This is a genomic window from Mesorhizobium sp. WSM1497 (genome assembly GCF_001672455.2).
Taxonomy (GTDB): Bacteria; Pseudomonadota; Alphaproteobacteria; order Rhizobiales; family Rhizobiaceae; genus Mesorhizobium; species Mesorhizobium ciceri.
Genome location: NZ_CP021070.1, coordinates 3890333 through 3911565, shown reverse-complemented (window position 1 = coordinate 3911565; position 21233 = coordinate 3890333). Strand labels below are relative to the sequence as shown.

Annotated in this window: 20 protein-coding genes, 1 tRNA gene and 1 pseudogene; 11 read left to right on the top strand and 11 right to left on the bottom strand. The window is 62.8% G+C overall.

What is annotated here, in order from left to right; translation table 11 throughout:
• The first annotated feature begins 125 nt into the window (after window positions 1-125).
• Window positions 126-416 (top strand): DUF2218 domain-containing protein, encoded by a 291-nt coding sequence (locus tag A9K65_RS18995; RefSeq protein ID WP_024503868.1) that lies wholly within the window; start codon window positions 126-128, stop codon window positions 414-416.
• A gap of 8 nt (window positions 417-424) precedes the next feature.
• Here the strand turns inward: A9K65_RS18995 and A9K65_RS18990 are convergent.
• Window positions 425-985: pseudogene (locus tag A9K65_RS18990) on the bottom strand (DUF1697 domain-containing protein).
• Window positions 986-993: 8 nt separating this feature from the next.
• On the bottom strand, window positions 994-2250 hold the full coding sequence (ilvA, locus tag A9K65_RS18985; RefSeq protein ID WP_024503866.1) for a threonine ammonia-lyase IlvA: 1257 nt from the start codon (window positions 2248-2250) through the stop codon (window positions 994-996).
• A gap of 466 nt (window positions 2251-2716) precedes the next feature.
• Between ilvA and A9K65_RS18980 the strand changes: the two genes are divergently transcribed.
• Both A9K65_RS18980 and A9K65_RS18975 read left to right on the top strand, forming a co-directional pair.
• Window positions 2717-3790, top strand: a complete 1074-nt coding sequence (locus A9K65_RS18980) for an alpha/beta hydrolase (protein WP_064993646.1) — start codon at window positions 2717-2719, stop codon at window positions 3788-3790.
• Between the two features lie 137 nt (window positions 3791-3927).
• Complete coding sequence (locus A9K65_RS18975) at window positions 3928-5091, top strand: alpha/beta hydrolase (RefSeq protein WP_027160412.1); 1164 nt, start codon at window positions 3928-3930, stop codon at window positions 5089-5091.
• A gap of 130 nt (window positions 5092-5221) precedes the next feature.
• Here the strand turns inward: A9K65_RS18975 and ade are convergent, their stop codons facing one another.
• Window positions 5222-7030 carry an adenine deaminase gene (gene ade / locus A9K65_RS18970; RefSeq protein ID WP_064994027.1) on the bottom strand — a complete coding sequence of 603 codons (1809 nt, stop codon included), beginning with the start codon at window positions 7028-7030 and terminating at the stop codon, window positions 5222-5224.
• A 147-nt stretch (window positions 7031-7177) separates the two neighbouring features.
• Between ade and A9K65_RS18965 the strand changes: the two genes are divergently transcribed.
• The 3 genes from A9K65_RS18965 (at window position 7178) to A9K65_RS18955 (ending at window position 9159) form a co-directional block, all read left to right on the top strand.
• Complete coding sequence (locus A9K65_RS18965; RefSeq protein WP_064994028.1) at window positions 7178-8029, top strand: alpha/beta fold hydrolase; 852 nt, start codon at window positions 7178-7180, stop codon at window positions 8027-8029.
• Between the two features lie 93 nt (window positions 8030-8122).
• Window positions 8123-8788 (top strand): outer membrane protein, encoded by a 666-nt coding sequence (locus A9K65_RS18960; RefSeq protein ID WP_064993647.1) that lies wholly within the window; start codon window positions 8123-8125, stop codon window positions 8786-8788.
• A gap of 285 nt (window positions 8789-9073) precedes the next feature.
• Window positions 9074-9159, top strand: a tRNA-Leu gene (locus A9K65_RS18955).
• A gap of 106 nt (window positions 9160-9265) precedes the next feature.
• Here the strand turns inward: A9K65_RS18955 and A9K65_RS18950 are convergent.
• From A9K65_RS18950 to A9K65_RS18940, 3 genes are read right to left on the bottom strand one after another with little or no spacing between them, the layout of a single operon-like run.
• On the bottom strand, window positions 9266-10714 hold the full coding sequence (locus tag A9K65_RS18950) for an aromatic amino acid lyase (RefSeq protein ID WP_064993648.1): 1449 nt from the start codon (window positions 10712-10714) through the stop codon (window positions 9266-9268).
• A gap of 26 nt (window positions 10715-10740) precedes the next feature.
• Window positions 10741-11325, bottom strand: coding sequence for a GDYXXLXY domain-containing protein (locus A9K65_RS18945; protein WP_064993649.1), 585 nt, complete (start codon window positions 11323-11325; stop codon window positions 10741-10743).
• Window positions 11322-12440 carry a DUF2157 domain-containing protein gene (locus tag A9K65_RS18940; RefSeq protein WP_064993650.1) on the bottom strand — a complete coding sequence of 373 codons (1119 nt, stop codon included), beginning with the start codon at window positions 12438-12440 and terminating at the stop codon, window positions 11322-11324. Before A9K65_RS18940 ends, A9K65_RS18945 begins: the two co-directional genes overlap by 4 nt.
• 237 nt (window positions 12441-12677) lie before the next feature.
• Between A9K65_RS18940 and A9K65_RS18935 the strand changes: the two genes are divergently transcribed.
• The 5 genes from A9K65_RS18935 to A9K65_RS18915 all read left to right on the top strand — a co-directional run bounded on the left by A9K65_RS18935 (window position 12678) and on the right by A9K65_RS18915 (window position 15915).
• A complete protein-coding gene (locus A9K65_RS18935; protein WP_013531315.1) occupies window positions 12678-12818 on the top strand; it encodes a DUF1127 domain-containing protein in 141 nt (46 codons plus the stop codon).
• 49 nt (window positions 12819-12867) lie between these two features.
• Window positions 12868-13008, top strand: coding sequence for a DUF1127 domain-containing protein (locus A9K65_RS18930; RefSeq protein WP_013531314.1), 141 nt, complete (start codon window positions 12868-12870; stop codon window positions 13006-13008).
• Window positions 13009-13575: 567 nt separating this feature from the next.
• A complete protein-coding gene (gene trmFO, locus A9K65_RS18925; RefSeq protein ID WP_064993651.1) occupies window positions 13576-14985 on the top strand; it encodes a methylenetetrahydrofolate--tRNA-(uracil(54)-C(5))-methyltransferase (FADH(2)-oxidizing) TrmFO in 1410 nt (469 codons plus the stop codon).
• A gap of 232 nt (window positions 14986-15217) precedes the next feature.
• Window positions 15218-15553, top strand: coding sequence for a hypothetical protein (locus A9K65_RS35665; protein ID WP_064993652.1), 336 nt, complete (start codon window positions 15218-15220; stop codon window positions 15551-15553).
• 44 nt (window positions 15554-15597) lie between these two features.
• Window positions 15598-15915 (top strand): type II toxin-antitoxin system ParD family antitoxin, encoded by a 318-nt coding sequence (locus A9K65_RS18915; protein WP_013531311.1) that lies wholly within the window; start codon window positions 15598-15600, stop codon window positions 15913-15915.
• 11 nt (window positions 15916-15926) lie between these two features.
• Here A9K65_RS18915 and A9K65_RS18910 read toward each other — a convergent pair whose 3' ends face one another.
• From A9K65_RS18910 to secDF, 5 genes are all read right to left on the bottom strand, one after another.
• Entirely contained in the window at window positions 15927-16877 is a 951-nt protein-coding gene (locus tag A9K65_RS18910) for a sterol desaturase family protein (protein WP_174564975.1), read from the bottom strand.
• The gene (locus A9K65_RS18905; protein WP_348629605.1) at window positions 16877-17287 is read right to left on the bottom strand and encodes a hypothetical protein; all 411 of its coding nucleotides are present in this window, start codon (window positions 17285-17287) and stop codon (window positions 16877-16879) included. Before A9K65_RS18905 ends, A9K65_RS18910 begins: the two co-directional genes overlap by 1 nt.
• Before the next feature lie 94 nt (window positions 17288-17381).
• Window positions 17382-18224 carry a phytoene/squalene synthase family protein gene (locus tag A9K65_RS18900; RefSeq protein WP_064993654.1) on the bottom strand — a complete coding sequence of 281 codons (843 nt, stop codon included), beginning with the start codon at window positions 18222-18224 and terminating at the stop codon, window positions 17382-17384.
• A gap of 1 nt (window position 18225) precedes the next feature.
• Window positions 18226-18669 (bottom strand): Mth938-like domain-containing protein, encoded by a 444-nt coding sequence (locus A9K65_RS18895; protein ID WP_064993655.1) that lies wholly within the window; start codon window positions 18667-18669, stop codon window positions 18226-18228.
• The gene (secDF, locus tag A9K65_RS18890; RefSeq protein ID WP_064993656.1) at window positions 18644-21193 is read right to left on the bottom strand and encodes a protein translocase subunit SecDF; all 2550 of its coding nucleotides are present in this window, start codon (window positions 21191-21193) and stop codon (window positions 18644-18646) included. Before secDF ends, A9K65_RS18895 begins: the two co-directional genes overlap by 26 nt.
• Window positions 21194-21233 lie beyond the last annotated feature (40 nt).

Here is a 21233-nt window from a genome sequence, read left to right as displayed (position 1 = left end):
ACAATGCCAGGCTGATGAGCCCGCTACCGTTTGGTTTTTCAGGGGCGGCGCCTATCTGTCTGGCTGAGGCGCCAGGCTTGGGCCGGCGCCCAGCCATGCAAAAGGGCGCTTGCCCAGGAGAATTCATGCCGACCAGCCATGCCGACGTCGCCACCGAACATGCCAGCCGCTACTTGCAGCAGTTGTGCAAGCACTGGGCACACAAATTCCCGGTCGAGTTCGATCCCACCCATGGCACCATCGATCTCTCAATGGGCCGTACCGTCATGGATGCCGATGCCGCAGCGCTGCATGTTACGGTGTCGACTGACGAAGCAGGATCGATCGAGCGCCTGGAAAGCGTTGTCGCCGATCACATCAAGCGCTTTGCTTTCCGCGAAGAACTGACCTTCGACTGGAAACCAACTTCCGCCTAGCCGGCCAACTACTTCTCACCGGCGTGTGCGGCCATCTCCAGCAGCGCCTGCACCGAGCGCCAATTGCGCGCGGTGCCCGGCACTTTCAGCGTGCGCGGGATCAGCCCGGCAAACACCGATTTGCCCAGCCCATTCGGTGCGCTGAGGTAGAGCACATCGCCCTTGATCTCGAAGCGTTCGGGGCCGGTGCACTTTTCGGTCAGCCGCGCCACCTCATCGGCGGTCGGCTCGCGTTCCAGCACATAGGCGTGCAGCTTCGTGTGGTCCGCGGCAATTTCCGGATAGGGATTTTCGCGCACCAGCTTCTCGAACTAGGAGAGATCGCGCACCATGATGCGCGAATGGAACCCCCATTTCGTCTCGAAGGCTGCTTCGAGCAGGTTCGCCAGTGCCGCCGCGTCGCCTTTCTTCGCCCGGAACACGGCATTGCCGCTCTGCACGTAGGTGGCGACGTCGGAAAAGCCGAGGCCCTCGAAGAACGACCGCAGCTCCGCCATCTTGACGATGCGGTTGCCGCCGACATTGATGCCGGAAAACAGCGCGACGAAGATTTTTCCCGGATCAATCATCCGATCGCTCATATGATGAACCCGGCCAGTGTCTCGTTGTCGGTGATGTCCTGATACTGAACGCCCTCGGCCTCGAACTTCGCCTTGAGCAGATCGAAATTTCGACGGTCCCTGGTTTCGATGCCGATCAGCACCGAACCAAAATTGCGCGCCGATTTCTTCAGATATTCGAAACGGGCGATGTCGTCGTCGGGTCCGAGCAGTTCGAGGAAATCGCGCAGCGCGCCCGGCCGCTGCGGAAAACGGATGATGAAGTATTTCTTCAAACCCTCGAAGCGCAACGCCCGTTCCTTGACGTCCGGAAGCCGCTCGAAATCGAAATTGCCGCCCGAAACCACGGCGACGATGGTCTTGCCCCTGATCTCCTTCTTGGAGAAATCCTTGAGCGCATCGATCGCCAACGCGCCAGCCGGCTCCAGCACGACGCCTTCAACGTTGAGCATCTCGATCATGGTGGCGCAGAGCCTGTTTTCCGGGATTAGCCGCACCGTGTCGGCCGGAAAATCCTTGAGATGACGCAACGGCTCGCGGCCGATCTCGGCCACCGCGGCGCCATCGACGAAATTGTCGACCTTGGCGAGCTTGAGCCGTTTCCCCGCCGCGAGGCTCTCGCGCAGGCTCGGCGCGCCTGCCGGTTCGCAGAAGACGAAGCGTGCTTCCCTGCCCTGATCGGCGAAATAGTGGGTGACGCCCGCGGCAAGTCCGCCACCGCCGACCGGCAGCATGACGATATCGGGCATGCGGGCGCCCGGCATCTGGTCCGCGATCTCGTAGGCGACGGTTGCCTGGCCCTCGATGATGTCCTTGTGATCGAAAGGCGGCACCATATGGGCGCCGGAACTGTCGGTGAATTCCAGGGCAGCGCGATAGCAATCGTCGAAGAAATCGCCGACCAGTCTGATCTCGATGAAATCGCCGCCGAACAGCCTGGTCTTGTCGATCTTCTGCTGCGGCGTCGTCACCGGCATGAACACGACGCCTCGCCTGCCGAAATGGCGGCAGACGAAAGCAAAGCCCTGCGCGTGGTTGCCGGCGGACGCGCAGACGAACAGTTCGGCCTCGTTGCCGGCCGCCAGTGTCTTGCGGAAGAAATTGAAGGCGCCGCGGATCTTGTAGGAGCGGACCGGCGACAGATCCTCGCGCTTCAACAGCACCCGCGCACCGGTCTTTTTCGACAGATAGTCGTTTTCCTGTAGCGGCGTTTCAGGGAAGATCTGGCGGATCGCGGCGGCAGCGGCAGCAACGCGGGAAGAGAAACTGTTCATCGGAAACCACCCCTGGGGAAAATCACCTTGCGTTGCATGCTGTCCGCGGATCTCTATCATTAATCGGGTCGCGAACGTTCGGTTGTTGAGCGCCATGACCAGGTGCGGCGCGAGCCCGCCTATCACATATCCGGCTCCCCAGCGCCATCGTCCATCATTTACGTCCTTCCGGGCGGAAATTTTGCGAAATATTTTCAGCTACTTGCGGGTGCATTCTCATGCCCCTCGCATCGGGCGGTATGAAATCGCTATCTCTGCGGGGATTGGAGGGCCGGCGGCGACGCCGCTCATTGCGCACATCACGCAGGCGTTTCCCGCCATTTTGGCTTTCGCGCAACACTGCGATGGCCGCAGCGGGGCGCCGATCACATTTCGACTCGACAGGACTTAGTTCTGCCGCACTCTGCCTGTCCGGGAGGTATCGTGAGGATAGACAGGCCTTTCGGCCGGAGTTGGAAATTCAGGCGTGCCTTTGAAGAAGATTTTTACCGTTGTCCTGGCCTTGTTCGTCGCCGGCTGCGCCGGCCAGCAAACACAGGAATTGCTTGGCAGCGCCATGGTGTCCGCGCCGGTGACGGAGATCGCCGGCAACCACTCGATCTTCATCGCCACGACGCGCAAGAAATCCGACGATCCCAACAAGGTTTTCGACGGCGAACGGTCGGCGACGCTGAACTACGCCCGCGTCAACGTCACCGTTCCGGCGCTTCACAAGACCGGCCAGATCGAGCGCCGCTCGCGCGGCAAGTCGGACGACCCGGCCAAGTATTTCATGGCTTCCGAGGTCGTCGGCTACGACACGCAGCCGAAATTCTCCAGCGCGCTCAACACCGACATCGCGGCGCGCGGCGGCCGCGTCATGGTCTTCGTGCATGGCTACAACACCGGCTTCGATGCCGCCGTCTATCGCCTGACCCAGATCGTCCATGATTCCGGCTATCCCGGCACGCCAGTGCTGTTTTCCTGGGCATCGGGCGCCAGGACCACCGACTATGTCTACGACAAGGAAAGCGCCAGCGCTGCCCGCGACCAGTTGGAGGTGACGCTCAGGATGCTGGAGCAGTCCGGCGCGCGGCGCATCGACATCGTCGCACATTCGCTCGGAACCTGGGTCACCATGGAAACGCTGCGCCAGATGGCCATCACCGGCGATCGCGATCTCGGCGGCAAGCTCGGCGACGTGGTGCTGGCCTCGCCCGACATCGATGTCGACGTGTTCAAGAGCCAGATGCGGCGCTATGGCAAGCCCGACAAGCCGTTCATCCTGCTGTTATCGGACGACGACCGTGCGCTGCGGCTCTCCGGCCTGATCGCCGGTTCACGGCCGCGTGTCGGCGACTACAAGGATGCCGCCGATCTTGCCTCCTATGGCGTGACGGTCGTCGACCTGTCCAAGGTCAAGGGATCGGACAGCTTCAACCATACGAAGTTCGCCGACAATCCGACGCTGGTGAAGATGATCGGCCAGCGGCTGCGCGAGGATGACGGCTTTGCCAGCGACCGTGATGTCACCGACCGCATCAGCCTGCTTGGCCAATAGGTGCGGTCTCGCGGCCATGCCTGCCCGGCATCGCGGACGTATGGATTCACTTTGAACTGGACCGCGCCGGTCTCTGGCCTTATCGGAATAGCCAGCGACGTCACGCGTTTGACGTCCCCTTTTGCGGGAGCCTGCGTGTGACCGTGCGTTCGAAGAGCTACCTCGTCGTTGCATTGGCGCTCGCTGTCACCGGCTGCGCTGGCGGAAAAACGCACGACCTGCTCAACAGGACGACGGTCTCGGTGCCCGCATCCGACATCGCGGCCACGCATGAAATCTTCGTCGCCACCACCCGCCAGAGGGCAACAAAAGAGCCGCGACAGGTTTACGACGGCGATCGCTCGCTGACCACCAGCTTTGCCCGTGTCGACGTCACCGTTCCCAAAAGCCATCAGGTCGGCGCCATCGAGCGGGCCAAGGGATCGGCAAACAGCAATCCTGCCAAGGATTTTACCGCCAAGGACGTCATTTTCTATGAGGGCGCGCCCCAGTTCGCCAAAGCGGTCGGCGCCGACATTTCCATGCGCGGCGACCGTGCGCTGGTTTTCGTGCACGGCTTCAACAACGGTTTTGACGACGGCATCTACCGGCTGACGCAGATCGCCCACGACACCAAATATCCCGGCACCCCGGTGCTGTTCTCCTGGGCTTCGAGCGGCAAGACCACGGGTTATATCTACGACAAGGAAAGCGCCAACGCAGCGCGCGACGACCTCGAGGCGACGCTCCGGATGCTGGCCAAGACAAAGGTCAAGAGCATCGACATCATCGCCCATTCGATGGGAACCTGGGTGACCATGGAGGCGCTGCGCCAGCTTGCCATCACCGGCGACCGGGATCTCGGCGGCAAGCTCGGCTATGTCATCCTGGCCTCGCCCGACATCGATGTCGACGTCTTCAAGAAGCAGATGATCCGCTACGGCAAACCCGACAAGCCGTTCGCCATCCTGCTCTCTGCGGATGACCGGGCTCTCAAGCTCTCGTCCCTGATCTCGGGCGACAAGCCGCGCGTCGGCGACTACGGCAACGCTGCAGACCTCGCCAGCTATGGCGTGTCGGTGGTCGATCTTTCCCAGGCCAAGGGCGGCGACCGCCTCAACCACGCCAAATTCGCCGACAACCCGATGCTGGTGCAACTGCTCGGCGACCGGCTGCGGGCGCCGGCGGGCCTCGCCTCGGACGAACCCGACCCGACACAGCTCAACAATCTCGGCCAGGGCCTCGGCAAGGCCGTCGGCTCGGTCGCAGAGATCGTCATCACCACGCCGTTCAAGGTGCTGACCATCGCCACCGGCGGGTGAGCCAGCGGGCGACATTGGCCCTAGGATTGTTGAGATTCGAGAACCGGAGCGGAGCGTACTTAAGTACGTGAGCACCGGAAGCGCAGAAAATCGCTACTTGCAGGCCGGCATGGCCTGAATAGCAACAATCCTAGACGAACAGATCGACCTTCTGGAATGTCGTCACATCGATCAGGCCGACGTCCGAAATCCTGAGCTCCGGAATGACGACCAGCGCCAGCAGCGAGTGCTGCATGTAGGCGTTGTTCAGCGAACAGCCCATCTTGCGCATCGCCTCGGTGAGCTTCTCGGCCTTGGCCGCGACGATTTCCGCCCGTTCGTCCGACATCAGGCCTGCGATCGGCATTTCGACCAGCGCCAGTTCCTTGCCCTTGGAGAACAGCACGACGCCGCCACCGACCGCGCCCAGACGGTTTACCGCCAGCGCCATGTCCTGCTTGTTGGTGCCGACGCAGATGATGTGGTGGGCGTCATGCGCCACGCTGGACGCCATGGCGCAGTCGCCCATATAGCCGAAGCCCGAAACGAAGGCGTTGGTGACGCCGCCCGTGCCCCTGTGACGCTCGACCAGCGCGATCTGGCAGATGTCGTTGCGGCGGTCCATTGCGACCAGCCCGTCCTCGACCGGCAGATCGGCCTCCAGCGCGCGCGTCGGCGCCTGGTTCTCGATGACGCCGATGACACGCACCCGAACCTCGTTGGCGCCCTTGGGGGCGGCGATATCGAAGTCGTCGCCCTTCAACTTCTTGCCGAGCTTGACGGTGTTCTTCGCCGTCCGGGGGTAATCATAGGCCGGAATGTCGATTTCGAGCTTGCCGGCCTTGGCCACCCTGACGCCGCGTGCATAGACCTCGTCGATGGTCATTGCGGCGAGATCCGAGACGATCAGCAGGTCGGCCAGCCGGCCCGGCGCGATCGAGCCGATCTCGCGCTCCAGTTTGAAATGCTGGGCGGTATTGAGCGTCGCCATCTGGATCGCCGTCACCGGCTTCAATCCCTGTTGGATGGCGTGGCGCACCACGCGGTCCATATGGCCCTCCTGGACCAGCGTGCCGGAATGGCTGTCGTCGGTGCACAGGATGAAGTTGCGCGGGTCGATGCCGCCCTCGGTCACCGCCTTGATCTGCGAGGCGACGTCGTACCAGGCCGAGCCCAGCCGCAGCATCGCCTTCATGCCCTGGCGCACGCGGGCGATAGCGTCCTCGGCGCGCGTGCCCTCATGATCGTCCTCGGGGCCGCCGGCGACGTAGCCGTGGAACGGCAGGCCGAGATCGCGCGAGGCATAGTGGCCGCCGACCGTCTTGCCTGCATGAACCGTCGCCGCGATCTCGCCCGACATCACCGGATCATTGGCGACGACGCCGGGGAAATTCATCACTTCGCCCAGGCCGATAATGTTCTCCCAGGTCATCGCTTCCGCGACATCGGCGACCGTCAGCTCGGCGCCGGCATGTTCCAGCCCCGGCGCCGAAGGCACGCAGGACGGCATCTGGACATGCACGTTGATGGGCATGGCGACCGCTTCGTCATGCATCAGCCGCACGCCGGGCAGACCCAGCACGTTGGCGATCTCGTGCGGGTCGATGAACATCGAGGTGGTGCCGTGCGGAATGACGGCCCGGCAGAACTCGGTCACCGTCACCATGCCGCTCTCGACATGCATATGCGCGTCGCAGAGGCCGGGCACCAGATAACGCCCGCCGGCATCGACCACCTTGGTGCCCTGGCCGATTGCATGGCTGGCATTCGGCCCGCAATAGGCAAAGCGCCCGCCGGCAATGGCGATGTCGGTGCCGGCGATGATCTCGCCCGAATGAACGTTCACCCAGCGGCCGTTGCGCACGACCAGGTCAGCGGGTTTGCGCCCCACGGCGACATCGACCAGATGTGTCGCCATCTCGGTCCAAGGTCTGGGTTTTGCGGGCGTTGCTTTCGTCATGGGCGATTCCTCGGTTGCCGCCAGTCTCGCAAATGTCGGCGGGCGCCGCCAGAGCCGTCGGTCCGACATACCGCGTCAGGGCGAGCTTGTTGACTAATCCGGCTGGAAGGCGATGCTGACCGCGAACCGAACCATATGAGGGAAGACATGACCCGTTTTTGGAAAGCGTTCGCCATCGTTATCCTGTTCGCAGCGTCGACCACTTCTGCCGTGGCCGAGGAGCGTTGGCAGACCTTGCCGGAACCAGCGGCCATGCCCAAACCCGATCAGAGCGGATACGCGCCGGTGAACGGCATCCAGATGTACTACGCCGTTTTCGGCGCGGGCGATCCGGTGCTGCTCATCCACGGCGGCCTCGGCCACGGCGACATCTGGGCCAGCCAGGTGGCCACGCTTTCCAAGACACACAAGGTAATCGTCGCCGACAGCCGTGGCCACGGCCGCTCCACCCGCACCGAGCAGCCCTATGGCTACGACTTGATGGCATCGGACTATCTGGCGCTGCTCGACCACCTGAAGATCGACAAGACCGCGCTTGTCGGCTGGAGCGATGGCGGCATCATCGGTATCGACATCGCACTGCATCATCCGGAGCGGCTGACAAGGCTGTTCGCGCAAGCCGCCAACGTAACCACCGACGGCCTTGATCCGGGCGTGATGACCAACAAGACCTTTGCCGCCTACATCGACCGCTCCGGCCGCGACTACAAGAAGATGTCGAAAACACCGGACCAGTATGACGCCTTCGTGGCGCAGATGAGCCACATGTGGGAGAGCGAGCCGGCGTGGAGCAAGGAACAGCTTGCCCAGATAACCACGCCGACGGCGATCGTTGCCGGCGACCACGATGAGGCGATCAAGCGCGAACACACCGAATATATCGCCTCCGCCATCCCAGGTGCGAAGCTGATCATCCTGCCCAACGCCAGTCATTTCGCCATGCTGCAAGCGCCGGATGAATATAGCCGGGCTGTGCTGGACTTCATCGATGCCAAATAGAGGATTCTGTACGGCGACAGGGGATTGCGATTGCGGCGAATGCGGTTATCCTTCTGACGAGGATCTTTCTGAACCGTCATTTCGGGGAGTTCGATGCGTCGACTGATGGTCGCTAGTGCCGGTTTCCTTGCCGTTCTGGCCGTGCCGGTTTTTGCAGCCGACCCAGCGGTCGACGTGCCGATGACCGCGCCCGGATTCGACTGGACGGGCTACTACGCTGGTTTGCAGGCCGGCTATGGCTGGGGCCAATCCGATATATCGGTGACAGAAGGTGCGCCGTTTTCCATCGCGCCCGACATTGACGGCGGTTTTGTCGGCGGCCACGTCGCCGGCCTGTGGCAATTCGACCAGGCGGTGCTCGGCGCCGAGGCGGACCTCAACTATTCCTCGGTCGGCGGCACGACGGTATCGGCGCTGGGAAGCACATTCGGCACCGACATCAAGTGGTTCGGGTCGGTCAACGCCAAGGCGGGTTACGCCATGGACCGCCTGCTGGTCTACGGCATTGGCGGCGTCGCCTTTGCCGGCATCGAAACATCGCAAGTCGCGGGTCCGGCGTTCGACAGCACGCGCACGAATGTCGGCTGGACCGTGGGTGCCGGCGTCGACTACGCGCTGACCGACAAGTTCGTCGTCGGCGCGCAGTATCGCTACTATGATTTCGGCTCCGAGCACTACGAGGTGGCAGAACCCTTTAACGATCGCGATCAGAACGTGAAGCTGAATACGGTCGGGATCAATTTGAGCTACAAGTTCTGACCAGGCCCACAATCGCGACGCTGCCGGCCCAGGCGACCACTTGAGGGGCTCTCTTCATGGAAGGGTGGCCGACGCTCCCAGTGGGCGGGGGGAATGGGTTGGGCCTGAGAGGCGCCGGCCTTGGCGGATCAAATCCACCACAAAGGCATCCTACCACTACCCGCCGCGCCGATAATTCCGTGATCGCGCCAGTATCATCAAGCCGCCCGGTCTGTTTGCACGTTCGGCGAACGCTCAACAACACGACTTGACGGCCTGTGTCTGGCGTCTGAAAAGGGCTGGCCTGCGGACGTGGCGGAATTGGTAGACGCAAGGGACTTAAAATCCCTCGATCTCTGATCGTACGGGTTCGATTCCCGTCGTCCGCACCACCCTTCGCTCTTCGAGCTTCGGGTGGCAGGCCACCTGAAGCTCGGCAGGTTCGAATTTCATCCGTTCAGGCGCACCAATTCACCGGCTACCGCCTTGTTGGCATCTCTACGCCTCGAACACTTTCTCAGAGAACCATTCCGCCAACCTGGCAAGCTCCGGTCCCAGCACGCGATCGGCGCCGACAGGCGGCACGATAGCTCTGATTTGATCGACGAAGGAACGCAGTGCCGGCGGCGGCGTCCGTTCGGTGACGTGCAGCGCCTGCGAGGCGATCATTGCCAGCATCGCCATGGCGGCATCGACGCAGCGGCCGGCGGTCGCTTCCTTGGTCCATGCGAAGAATGCCGTCGTGGCGACGTCGTCCTGCCCCGCGCCAGCCGATTCCGTGCCCGGAATGAAGGTGCGCTGTGCGGCCAGCTTGGCCTGCTCGAGATAGCCGGTGATCGCCATCGGCACATAGCCGACATTGCCATGGCCATCGCTGTCGGCTGAGTGACGTCCGGTCATCAGCAGATCCGGCAGCAGCGACACCTTGCCGTTCAGAAGCTTCGAGGCGTGGCGGTCGCAGAGCAGGCAGATGTCGGCCCATATCGCCGCCAGATCGTCCAGCGCCGGCGTTGCCATCGCATTGTGATAGCCGCCGGTCGAGATGCAGCGGCCGAGCCGATGTGCATCGTCGGGCGGGATGTAGACGGGATTGTCCGATACCGAGGCCAGCGACACATTGGCCGCCCGCTCGGCCGTCGCCAGCGCACGATGCGCCTGGCCGAGGACGCGCGGCACGATGCGGTAGCTGACCGGCGCCTGATAGTTGCGTCGCCCATCGCCGGCGCCAACCAGAAACTCCCGCAATCCCTGCAGGGCAGCCGTCTCATGCTCATCGCCCCAGAGCGTGTCCAGCGCCGCGTCATAGTGCTCGAGCGGCGCGCGAAACGCTTCGATCGACAGCGCGAACACTTTTTGCGCCATGCGGATGCGGCGGCGCCCCGCGAGCGCTGCGTCGGCCACCAAAGCGGCGGCGCAGGGCGAGCCGTTGATGAGCGAACCGCGTTCCTTGACCTCGAGGTCGAAGCGCGTCGAAAGTTCTGTAAACAAGGGATAGAGCGCCAGGATCTCACCGGCGCCGCCCTGGCCGGAGGCCGGCACGACAGGCATCGGCCCACCGTCGAGCATCGCGGCCACGGCAAGCGCGATGCGCGGCGTGGTGGCGGCGTTGCCCTCGATGAAGTTTGTCAGACGGGCAAGCACGATCGCCCTGACCACGCGATCCGGCAAGGGATCGCCGAACGAGGTGGCGGCGGCAAACGCCTTGATGCGCGCATGGCGATCACGCTCGTCAGGTTCGAGCTTGCGGCTTGCCAATTCCCCCATGGCGGTTGTGACGCCATAGATGACCGGTGGCGGATCGGATTCAATCAGCTTCAGAAACGAGACGCGGCATTCGGCGATGCGCTGCAAGGCCTTCTCGCTGATCTCCACCGTGTCCTTCTTCCAGGCGACGCGGAAGACGGTGTCGAGGTTGATGTCGTCACGCGTCGACAGGCTAACTGGCATGCTTCACACCATCGGAAATAAGGGACCTAGTAGAGTGGTTCCTCGAACAGCGTCTTGTCGCCGTCGACCAGCGCCTTGATCTGCGCGGTGCCGTCGCCGGCAAGCGCAAGACGGATGCCGAATGGCCGCACCCGCATGTCGTTCTGGATCGCCATCCCCTCGCCTTCCGGCAGATAGAAGCGCTCGATGCCATAGTCCGGCGCGATGGTCGCCTCTTCGCCGCGAAGGTCCCAGCCTTCGGCGATGTGGCCTAGAATATCGGCCTCGTCGGCGGTTGCCATCGTTGGCGCCTGGCCGAACCAGGCGGCCGTCGGCTGCCAATAGCCGTCGGCGCCCTTCTTCAGGCGCACCACAATCGACGTATCGTCGCTTGAAAATTTGTCGGGCGGAATGTTGGCGATCAATTTCACCGGTATGCGTGAAATCTCGTAGCCCAGGATAATATAGTCGCCGCGCAGGAGGTCGCGCGGATCGACGGGTTCGATCTTCAGCAGCACTTCCTTGCCGTTGCGCAGGATCGCCGCCCGGCCGGCGATGATCCAACTCAGGAAGCCTATCTGGACGAGCGCCAGCACCAGCGCCGAGATGACAAGCCTTTTCCCGGTGATCATGCCGTGGCTCCCTTGGCGTCTGGGCCCTTCATGCGTTTTTCCACGCGGATGATGACGATCGCGAGGATGCCGAGCAGCACCGCGGCGGCCAGGAAGAAACCGGCCGTATCGAGCATCGATTGCAGGGTCACGACATAGATGATGGCGAGTTCGAAGGCGAAGCCGAGATAGGCAAGCCAGCGTAGCCCACGGCTCTCCCGTCCTGCCAGCACGATCGCGGCGACAACACCGACCAGCGCGATCGCCGAAGCGAGGGCAAAACCGCTGTTGTAGGTGCTCTCGTCGGCGAGTTCGAACTGGATCATTGCGAGGCCGGTGAGGAAGCCGAGCAGCGCGTGCAAGGGCAAGCGGCCGCCGAGTTGCACGACCCGGTCGACCGGGCCAGGCGCGAAGACCTTGGCCGCGAACAGCAGCGCCGAGGCGACGACCAGCGGGATCGCCACCTGCAGCGTGTCGTGGTTGGTGACCAGCAGCATGAGATAGAACAGCACCGACAGGATAATCAGGTGGCGCGCCGCCTGGCTGCGGGTCCAGAACGAGACGGCAAACAGCACGATCGCCATCACGACGAAGCCGTGCGGAAAATCGCTGCGGCTGTAATAGTCGAAGCCTTTGAGGAACAGCCAGGCATCGGCGATGCCGACCGAAGCCACCGTCAGCGGGTTCGATCGCAGCGCAACCGCCGCCAGCGCCGTGCCGGCTCCCCAGGTCACCAGAGCCGAGGCCTCGTCGCCCGAGAGATGATACATCTGGCCGATCAGCGCGATCGAGCCGCCGAAAGCCGCGGCCGCCACGATCCACAGCGCTTCCCCGATTGCCGCATGGTCGCGGGCCTTCAGCACCGCGCCGCCGACATAGCCGCCAAGGATGACGGCAAACAGCGCCGCCACGCGCGCCAGCCTCGGGATCGCGTCCCAATTGGCGGCGACGAAAATCAGGATGGCGGCGCCGAACAGCAAGGCGGCCATCATAGCCAGGATCGAGCCGAAGCTCAGCGACTTGCGCTCGTTGGCCTCGACATCGCGCGCCAGCGAATCGGCCGTCGCGGGGTCGATCATGCCGGCCTGCTGCCAGCGCGCGATATCCGCCCTGACCCGCGACGAATAGCTCGCCATGCTGCTTCTCCCCCCAGTTTGGTCTTTTTTGCAGCCGATCCGGTCAAGCCGTTGGCGCTAAGGCATTTTCCGATTCGGGTTTCTTTGTGTCAGGTCCGTGAACGCGCGTTAATGCTGCATTGCACAATTTGCATTGCTGCCATGCAGCCATAGCGCTTTTAAATCGATATGGGTCCGCCTATTTATAGTTCGTACACAAACGGAATGATCCGCAAGAAAGACGAAACGAGAACTACCATGAACCTGATCCGCAACTACCGCAACTGGCGCCGCTACAGGGACACTGTGTCCGAGCTGAGCCGCCTGAGCAACCGTGAACTGACCGACCTCGGCATCAGCCGCAGCGACATTCCTTACGTCGCTCGCAAGGCGGTCTAATTCTTCGGACCGCGAATGGTCCGAACCAGTTTTGAAAAAGAGAACGACAATGAACCTGATCCGCAACTATCGTAACTGGCGCGTTTATCGCGAGACGGTTACCGAGCTGGGTCGCCTTTCGAACCGCCAGCTGCATGATCTCGGTATCGTCCGCGACGAAATCAAGATCATCGCCCGCCAGGCGATCTAGACAGAATTTCGCCAGGGTCGACCTCCTCCCCGATCTTGACGAATACGGTCACCCCTTACCTCCTCCCAAGGGTTGACCACCAAAACGGCGCCCGCCGCACCTCCTCCCGCGGCGGGCGTTGTTTCCCGGCAAATCGAATTTTGCCCCAAAGGTTTCGCTCCTTTTCAAACAGCGAAAGAGTTTTCGTCAAAGCCGACCTCCTCCCCGGCGATGACGAATCGGCCCGACCTTCACCTCCTCCCGAGGGTCGGCCACAAAAACGGCGCCCGCCGCACCTCCTCCCGCGGCGGGCGCTGTTTCCCAGGGGCAAGACGAATTTTGCTCCAGAGGTTTCGCCCCTTCTAAAAATGGCGAAAGGAATTTCGTCAAAGCCGACCTCCTCCCCGGCGATGACGAATATGGCCGGCCTTCACCTCCTCCCGAAGGTCGACCCCAAAAACGACACCCGCCGGACCTCCTCCCCCGGCGGGTGTTGTTGTTTTCAGGAGGCGCTCCCATCAGCAGCTGTTTGCCCCGCACCGCGCACGGCAATTGCAATCGCCGCACCAAGCGATTATTCCGGCGCTCATGAGCAAAAACCCAATCCACATCATCGGGGGCGGCCTCGCCGGTTCCGAAGCCGCCTGGCAGGCAGCGCAAGCCGGCGTGCCCGTCATCCTGCATGAAATGCGGCCCGTTCGTGGCACCGATGCGCACAAGACCGATAGCCTGGCCGAGCTCGTCTGTTCCAATTCCTTCCGCTCCGACGACGCCGACAACAACGCGGTCGGCCTGTTGCACGCCGAAATGCGGCTGGCCGGCTCGTTGATCATGAGCGCCGGCGACGCCAACCAGGTTCCGGCCGGCGGCGCGCTGGCCGTCGATCGCGACGGATTCGCCGATGCCGTGACGAAAAAACTCGAAGCACACCCGCTGATCACCATCCGGCGCGAGGAAGTGCCAGGTCTGCCGCCGACGGATTGGGACCAGGCGATCGTTGCCACGGGTCCGTTGACCGCCCCCGGGCTTGCCCAGTCGATCGCGGAAGCGACCGGCGCCGATGCGCTCGCCTTCTTCGACGCCATTGCGCCGATCATCCATTTCGACACGATCGACATGAATACCTGCTGGTTCCAGTCGCGCTACGACAAGGTCGGGCCAGGCGGCACCGGCAAGGACTACATCAATTGTCCGATGGACAAGGACCAGTACCTTGCCTTCGTGCAAGCGCTGGTCGACGGCCAGAAAACCGAATTCAAGCAATGGGAAGGCACGCCCTATTTCGACGGCTGCCTGCCGATCGAAATCATGGCCGAGCGCGGTGTCGAGACGCTGCGCTACGGGCCTATGAAGCCGATGGGGCTGACCAATGCCCACAATCCGACGGTAAAGGCCTATGCCGTCGTCCAGTTGCGGCAGGACAATGCGCTGGGCACGCTCTACAACATGGTCGGTTTCCAGACCAAGTTGAAGCATGCCGAGCAGGTGCGCATCTTCCGCACCATACCGGGTCTCGAAAACGCCGATTTCGCCCGTCTCGGCGGCCTGCACCGCAACACCTACATCAACTCGCCGACCTTGCTCGACGCTTCGCTGCAACTGAAGTCGCGGCCCGGCCTGCGTTTCGCCGGCCAGATCACCGGCTGCGAAGGCTATGTCGAGAGCGCTGCGATCGGCCTGCTCGCCGGCCGCTTCGCCGCAGCGGAGCGGCTCGGCCTTGCTCCGTCCCTGCCGCCGCTGACCACGGCCTTCGGCGCTCTGCTCAACCACATCACCGGCGGTCATATTGTCTCCGATGACGAGCCGGGAAAGCGCTCATTCCAGCCGATGAATGTCAATTTCGGCCTGTTCCCACCTGTCGAAGCTCCGAAGGCCGAGGGCAAACGCATGCGCGGCAAGGACAAGACCGTTGCCAAGCGGCACGCCATCACATCGCGTGCGCAGGCTGATTGCCGAGAATGGCTAGGGCTGCCGGCACAAGCGCGAGCCGCCGAGTAGTCCGTGGCCAAGCACTCCGAGCTGCACCAGCTTCTGCCGTCGGACCTGCCGCCGAGTGGCGAACCTTTCGCCGGCGACTACGAAATTTGCTGGAGCCTATGTCAGATGCACCAACCTGCGGAAGCTGCGCGAAGTTCATATACCCGCTATCGAGGCGCTAATAGGTCAGCCTCACGGGGGCCAAGGTTGGCTGTACGAAAATGAAAATTACAATGAGAACCGTGATCGAAGCTTGAAGAGAATCATTGCCGTTCAGCCTGTCGAAGGTCCCTACAATGACCGGCTAATTCTGGATTTCATGAAAGCGATCTATTCGCTGTCATCCTTCTGGGCGATCCAAGCCCGTCTGGATCCCTCACATCCTCATGGCGTCTACCTCAGTGCACGATTCACGCAGGAGGCTCCCAGCTCGGAGGCGCCGGCTATTGTCGACGCGCTGGTTGAGTTCGAAGCCAATTTTACAGATTTGGGGGGCCATGAATTCGGCCGGCATTTCGGCACAACTCGGCGCATTAGCGCCACCATGCCGGATGGTTCGGAAGCCGGCCGGGCGAAACCCAGGCGCTAGGACCTCATCGTTGGCCGCACGGATGAAGCAGGATACAAACCTACTTGCTGTCCAATGGGAGCCGTTCCACGGAATTCGCCGAGAAACTTTCTGTCACAGTCACGCCAGCAATGGCCCGCCTTATCCGCCAAAAAGTCGAAGACGGCTCTTTCGGCTCGGCGAGCGAAGTCATCCGCGCGGCGCTCCGGGCCTTCCAGCGCGAGGAAGAGGAGCATGCCGAGCGCCTAGCCGCGATCCGGGCCAAGATAAAGGCTTCGATCGAAGATACGCGTCCCGCTATTCCGCTGGATCACGCCATCGCGCAAGTGAGGGAACGAATCGCGCAATTGGCGTACGACAGCGATGACGACGGACCCTCCTGACATAAGAAGTTCTACTCGGCGGGCTCGACACCCACGCTTGGCAATCCCGGCTTCCCCGCCTCAGCAGGATTTCGCCTGACATAGGCAGCCTTCAAACTCTCCGAAGTCTCGCGCGAGCCGTCATGGCTCCAGCCGGGAGGCTTGATCAGATAGTTCAGGCGATCGCTCAAGGTCAGACCGGGCGCAAAGGCATCCCTGAACATGCCGATCCATTCATGGAATGCCACTTTCAGCGGATTGAAGGTGCCGAGATTCCTGACGATGCCGTAGCGCGGCCGGTCTTCTTCCAGTTCCCCGACGAAGGTGCCGAACATGCGGTCCCAGATGATCAGCGTGCCGGCATAGTTGGCGTCGAGATAGCGCGGATTGGTGGCGTGGTGGACGCGGTGGTGTGAGGGCGTGTTGAAGACGAACTCGAACCAGCCCCACATCTTGCCGATGGTCTCGGTGTGGATCCAGAATTGCCAGACCAAATTGAAGCCGAAGGTGAAGGCAATCACCGCCGGGTGGAAGCCGAGCAGCACCAGCGGCGCCTGCAGCACGAACATGAAGGTGAACAGGCCCGTCCAGCTCTGCCGCAGCGCTGTCGACAGATTGTAGTGCTGGCTGGAATGGTGGTTGACGTGTTCGGCCCACACCCAGCGCACCCGGTGCGCGATGCGGTGATAGAAATAGTAGCGCAGATCATCGAGCAGGAAGGCCACCAGAAAGACCCAGATCGACAGGCCGAGATTGAAGACGCGGAACTGCCAGAGCCACAGCAACGCCCAGTAGGACACGACGCCAAGCAGCAGCCCGGCAACGACATTGCCGGTACCCATCATCAGGCTGGTCAATGTGTCGCGCGTTTCGAACGAACCCTTGGCACGGCCGGTGCGCACCAACCAAAGCTCGATCAGGATCGCGACAACGAAGAACGGGATGGCCAGTTGAGTGACCTGCGGAAAATTGTAGTCGTCCATCATGCCGCCTCTCCGCCGAAACTCTGCGGCTCAAGCGCCTTCAGCAAGCCTTGCGCATCCGTTGCGCTGGCAAAGCGGAAGCGGCCGCCCTTCCAGGTGAAATCGGCGAGCCGCAGCGAGACCGTATTCCCGTCTCCAGCGTCCAAAATCGTGACATCTTGAGGCGTGACGATGCGGGTCAAGAAGCAGTCGCCTACGCTGTGAACGATCCCGAAGCGCCCTCGCCCGATATCCAGGAACGCGGTCCTGGCATCTGCTGTCAGGCGGACCGCCGCCACGATCTCGTCGGGAAAATCCTCGGCGAATCGGCTCACTGCCTGATCGGTGCCACTGAGCGTCGCCGTCTTGCTGCCGCCGGTGAAATGCACCGCCGCAACCGACAGTGCGATGCCGAAGGTAACGATCGCCACCAATATGGGTAAGCTCATTCATCTCCTCCGAGCCGGTCTGTTGTCTTCGGCAACAGTTTGGCGCGGGGACGTCTTAACATGATTGACGTTTACGTCAAAGAGCAGGCCAACCCTTGCTCGCACGACGCAGCAGCAGCCAATGCCGGCGCAAGGCCGACAGCCGCGCCACGCCTTCGAGCGGCGAGCCATTCTCCATCTTGCCGAGATAGGCGCGTGACAGGGCAAGTGGCAGGAATGCCGGGCGCAGCGAGACCGGGAGAGCCGGTGCGCCTTGCTCGAAGGCGGAAAGATGTTCCCGTGCCAGCGCCATCATCGCCGCCACCGCGCGTTTGGCGCCGGGTCCGCCGTCGCCGGTGACGAATTCTTCCGGCGACGATCCCGCTGCCGCCAGAATGTCGGCCGGGACAAAACATTGTCCGCGCTGGCGGTGCAGCGGCAACAGCAGCAGCAGGCCGGTCATCGCCTGTGCGCAGCCTGCCCTGCCCGCCAGTTCGGCAAAGCGCGGCGCCTCGCCGGGGTCGAGCACCATCGCCGCAAGCTGGATGAGTGCTGCCGCCGTCTCACCGCAATAGCCTTCCAGATCGGTGCGCGACGGCATCGGGTCGTCGTAGAGGTCGAAGATGCGCGCATCGAGCATGTTCTCGAAGGCCGGCTTCGGCAGGCCGAATGTCGCTATCGTAGCGTTCACGGCTTCGGCAGTGGGATGGCCGGCGCCGGCCTCGCCGCCGGCGGCAATGACATCGCGCCACCATTGCAGCCGCACCTCGCCCGGTAGCGCCTCATGGATGCGATCGCGAATACCTGATATCTCCGCGTTGAAGGCGTAGAGCGAAAACAGCGCGTCGCGCTTGTCGTCGGGCGCGTAGAGCGCAGTCAGATAGCGATCATGGTCGGCGGCGCGCACCGCGTCCATGACGATTTCAGCGCTTCGAGACATGTCAATCGACGGCAATGAGCGCGGCGGCCACGGCGCGCTCTTCCGCCAGAAGGACATTGTAGGTCCGCACCGCGGCCCCCGTCGACATCGGGTCGGATGCAACGCCGGCGGCCTTCAGCGCGGCCCGCAATGCAGCGGGCAACGGCCGGAGATCCCTGCCCATGCCGACCAGCAGGATCTCGACCTTGTCGGCCTCGGACAGCAGCCTGTCAAAATCCGCCACCGTCAGCGCCAAGGGGGCCACCGGCTCCCAGCCATGGATGCCGGATGGCAGACAGAGCAGCGAACCGCGATGCGACATGTCGGCAAAGCGGAATCCGCCATTGCCGTAGGCTTCGATCGGCGCGCGGCCCGGGAAATGCGCCTCGCGGATGACGATGCCTTTGCTGGTCACCGTTAAACCTCTTCGGGGGGGCGCGTCAGGTCGCGACCGCCTTGCCGCCATTGACCGGCTTCTCCTCGTCGGCTGAAGCCTGCGGCCGCAGTTTGAACAGGATCAGCAGCGGGGCGGCGATGAAGATCGACGAATAGGTGCCGAAGATGACGCCGAACAGCATGGCCATGGTGAACGAGCGGATCACCTCGCCACCGAACAGAACCAGCGCCAGCAGCGCCAGGATCGTCGTCACCGAGGTCAGCGTCGTTCTCGACAGCGTCTCGTTGATGGCGTTGTTCAGGAGTTGCGGCAGCGGCATGCGCTTGTATTTTCGCAGATCCTCTCGGACACGGTCATAGACCACGATCGTATCGTTCAGCGAATAGCCGATGATCGTCAGGATCGCCGCCAGTGACGACTGGTTGAACTCCAGCCCGGAGATGACGAAGAAGCCGAGCGTCATGACCACATCGTGCACCGTCGCCACGATGGCGCCGACCGCGAACTGCCATTCGAAGCGGAACCAGACATAGATCAGGATGCCGAGCAGCGCGATCAGCATGGCGATCGTGCCTTGCTTGGCGAGCTCGCCGGACACGGTCGGTCCCACCACTTCGACGCGGCGGAAATCGTAATTATCCTGCAGCTCGCCGCGCACCTTGTCGATGACGGTCTGCTCGGCATTTTCGCCACCATCCTGCGTGCCGACGCGGATCAGCACGTCGTTCGGCGTACCGAACTGCTGCACCTGGACTTCGCCGATGTTGAGTTCGGTCAGCCGCGCGCGGAGGTCGGCGAGATCGGCATTGCCGCTCTTGGCCTGCACTTCGATCAGCGAACCGCCCTTGAAATCGATGCCGTAGTTGATGCCGACGGTCATGAACAGCACCACCGACAGGATCGAAAGTGCGCTGGACAGCGTGAACGTCCAGCGACGGATGCCCATGAAGGGGATCTTGGTGCCGGGCGGAACGAAGGTCACCGGCGCCTTCGGCAATTCCTTCGGGCGAGCCCGGCGCAGCCAGATCGAGACCAGCAGACGGGTGAAGGTGAAGGCCGTGAAGACGGTCGTCAGGATGCCGATGGCATAGGTGATGGCAAAGCCCTTCACCGGACCGGTACCAAGATAGAACAGGACCACGGTGGCGATCAGCGAGGTGATGTTGGAATCGACGATGGTCGCCAGCGCCTTGGTGAAACCGGTATCGATCGCCTGGATGACCGAGCGGCCGGCGCGCCGCTCCTCGCGGATGCGTTCGTAGATCAGCACGTTGGAATCGACCGCCATGCCGATGGTCAGCACGATACCGGCGATACCAGGCAAGGTCAGCGTCGCGCCAAGCAGTGAGAGCACGCCGACGATCATCGCCACGTGCACCGCCAGCGCGATGTTGGCGAGGAAGCCGAGGAAGCCGTAGGCGACGAACATGAAGGCAACGACGAGGATAGAACCGATGATGCCGGCGACCTTGCCGGCATGGATCGAATCCTGGCCAAGGCCCGGACCAACGGTACGCTCCTCGATGACTGTCAGCGTCGCCGGCAGCGCGCCGGCGCGCAGCAGCACGGCGAGATCGTTGGCGCTCTGGGCGGTGAAATTGCCGGAGATCTGGCCGGTGCCGCCGAGGATCGGCTCGCGGATCTGCGGCGCCGAAATCACCTGGTTGTCGAGGATGATGGCGAACAGCTTGCCGACATTTTGCGCCGTGGCCTGGCCGAAGCGCGCCGCCCCTTTCGAATCGAAGCGGAACGACACCACCGGCTCGTTGTTCTGCGAATTGTAGGTCGCCTGCGCATCGACGAGGTTTTCCCCCGAAACGATGACGCGGTTCTCGATCAGATACGGAACCGGCGGATCGTCCTGCGAATACAGGACCGACGAGCCGGCAGGCGGACGGCCGTTGAGCGCGTCCTGCACCGGCATCGACTGGTCGACCATCTGGAAGGTCAGCTTGGCGGTCTGGCCGAGGATTTCCTTCAGCCTTTGCGGGTCCTGAAGACCCGGCACCTGGACAAGGATACGGTCGTCGCCCTGCCGCTGCACGATGGGTTCGGTCGTGCCGAGTTCGTTGACGCGGCGTTCGACCACCTCGATCGACTGCGTCAGCGCGGTCGACGCGCGGTATTTGATGCCGGCATCGGTGACGTTGAACTTGAGCAGGCCGGGCTCGGAATCGTCGAGCGTCATTTCCTGCACGGAACCGCCGGTGAACAGGCCGGCGGCGACCGGATCGGTCAGCGTCTTCAGCGCCGTCTTGGCGGCATCGATCTGGGCGGGATCGGTAATGCGAACCTGCAGGGTCCGCCCGGTGCCGGCAAGGCCGGTATAGCCAATCTTGGCGTCGCGCAGCAGCGTGCGGATTTCGTCGCGCGTCGTCTCCAGCCGGTCCTTGATCAGATCGTTCTGGTTCATTTCCAGCAAGATGTGCGAACCACCCTGCAGGTCGAGGCCGAGCGTCATCTGCCGCTTCGGCACCCAGTTGGGCAGCTGCGCCAGCGTGCTGGCGGAGAACAGGTTGGGCGCGGCGAGGATCACCGTGATGGCCACGGCCACCCAGATCAGGATCATCTTGAAGCGCGAGAAATACAACATATGGCGTCGTCCGTCAGAGCGTGTCCGCGGATCGCTCCGC

Excerpts from the sequence above, each read along its gene's own strand:
- A9K65_RS18995 (WP_024503868.1), top strand. The coding sequence starts at position 126 with ATGCCGACCAGCCATGCCGACGTCGCCACCGAACATGCCAGCCGCTAC.
- ilvA (WP_024503866.1), bottom strand. The coding sequence starts at position 2,250 with ATGAACAGTTTCTCTTCCCGCGTTGCTGCCGCTGCCGCCGCGATCCGC.
- ade (WP_064994027.1), bottom strand. The coding sequence starts at position 7,030 with ATGACGAAAGCAACGCCCGCAAAACCCAGACCTTGGACCGAGATGGCG.
- A9K65_RS18965 (WP_064994028.1), top strand. The coding sequence starts at position 7,178 with ATGACCCGTTTTTGGAAAGCGTTCGCCATCGTTATCCTGTTCGCAGCG.
- A9K65_RS18960 (WP_064993647.1), top strand. The coding sequence starts at position 8,123 with ATGCGTCGACTGATGGTCGCTAGTGCCGGTTTCCTTGCCGTTCTGGCC.
- A9K65_RS18950 (WP_064993648.1), bottom strand. The coding sequence starts at position 10,714 with ATGCCAGTTAGCCTGTCGACGCGTGACGACATCAACCTCGACACCGTC.
- A9K65_RS18945 (WP_064993649.1), bottom strand. The coding sequence starts at position 11,325 with ATGATCACCGGGAAAAGGCTTGTCATCTCGGCGCTGGTGCTGGCGCTC.
- A9K65_RS18940 (WP_064993650.1), bottom strand. The coding sequence starts at position 12,440 with ATGGCGAGCTATTCGTCGCGGGTCAGGGCGGATATCGCGCGCTGGCAG.
- A9K65_RS18935 (WP_013531315.1), top strand. The coding sequence starts at position 12,678 with ATGAACCTGATCCGCAACTACCGCAACTGGCGCCGCTACAGGGACACT.
- A9K65_RS18930 (WP_013531314.1), top strand. The coding sequence starts at position 12,868 with ATGAACCTGATCCGCAACTATCGTAACTGGCGCGTTTATCGCGAGACG.
- trmFO (WP_064993651.1), top strand. The coding sequence starts at position 13,576 with ATGAGCAAAAACCCAATCCACATCATCGGGGGCGGCCTCGCCGGTTCC.
- A9K65_RS18910 (WP_174564975.1), bottom strand. The coding sequence starts at position 16,877 with ATGGACGACTACAATTTTCCGCAGGTCACTCAACTGGCCATCCCGTTC.
- A9K65_RS18900 (WP_064993654.1), bottom strand. The coding sequence starts at position 18,224 with ATGTCTCGAAGCGCTGAAATCGTCATGGACGCGGTGCGCGCCGCCGAC.
- A9K65_RS18895 (WP_064993655.1), bottom strand. The coding sequence starts at position 18,669 with ATGGCGGCAAGGCGGTCGCGACCTGACGCGCCCCCCCGAAGAGGTTTA.
- secDF (WP_064993656.1), bottom strand. The coding sequence starts at position 21,193 with ATGTTGTATTTCTCGCGCTTCAAGATGATCCTGATCTGGGTGGCCGTG.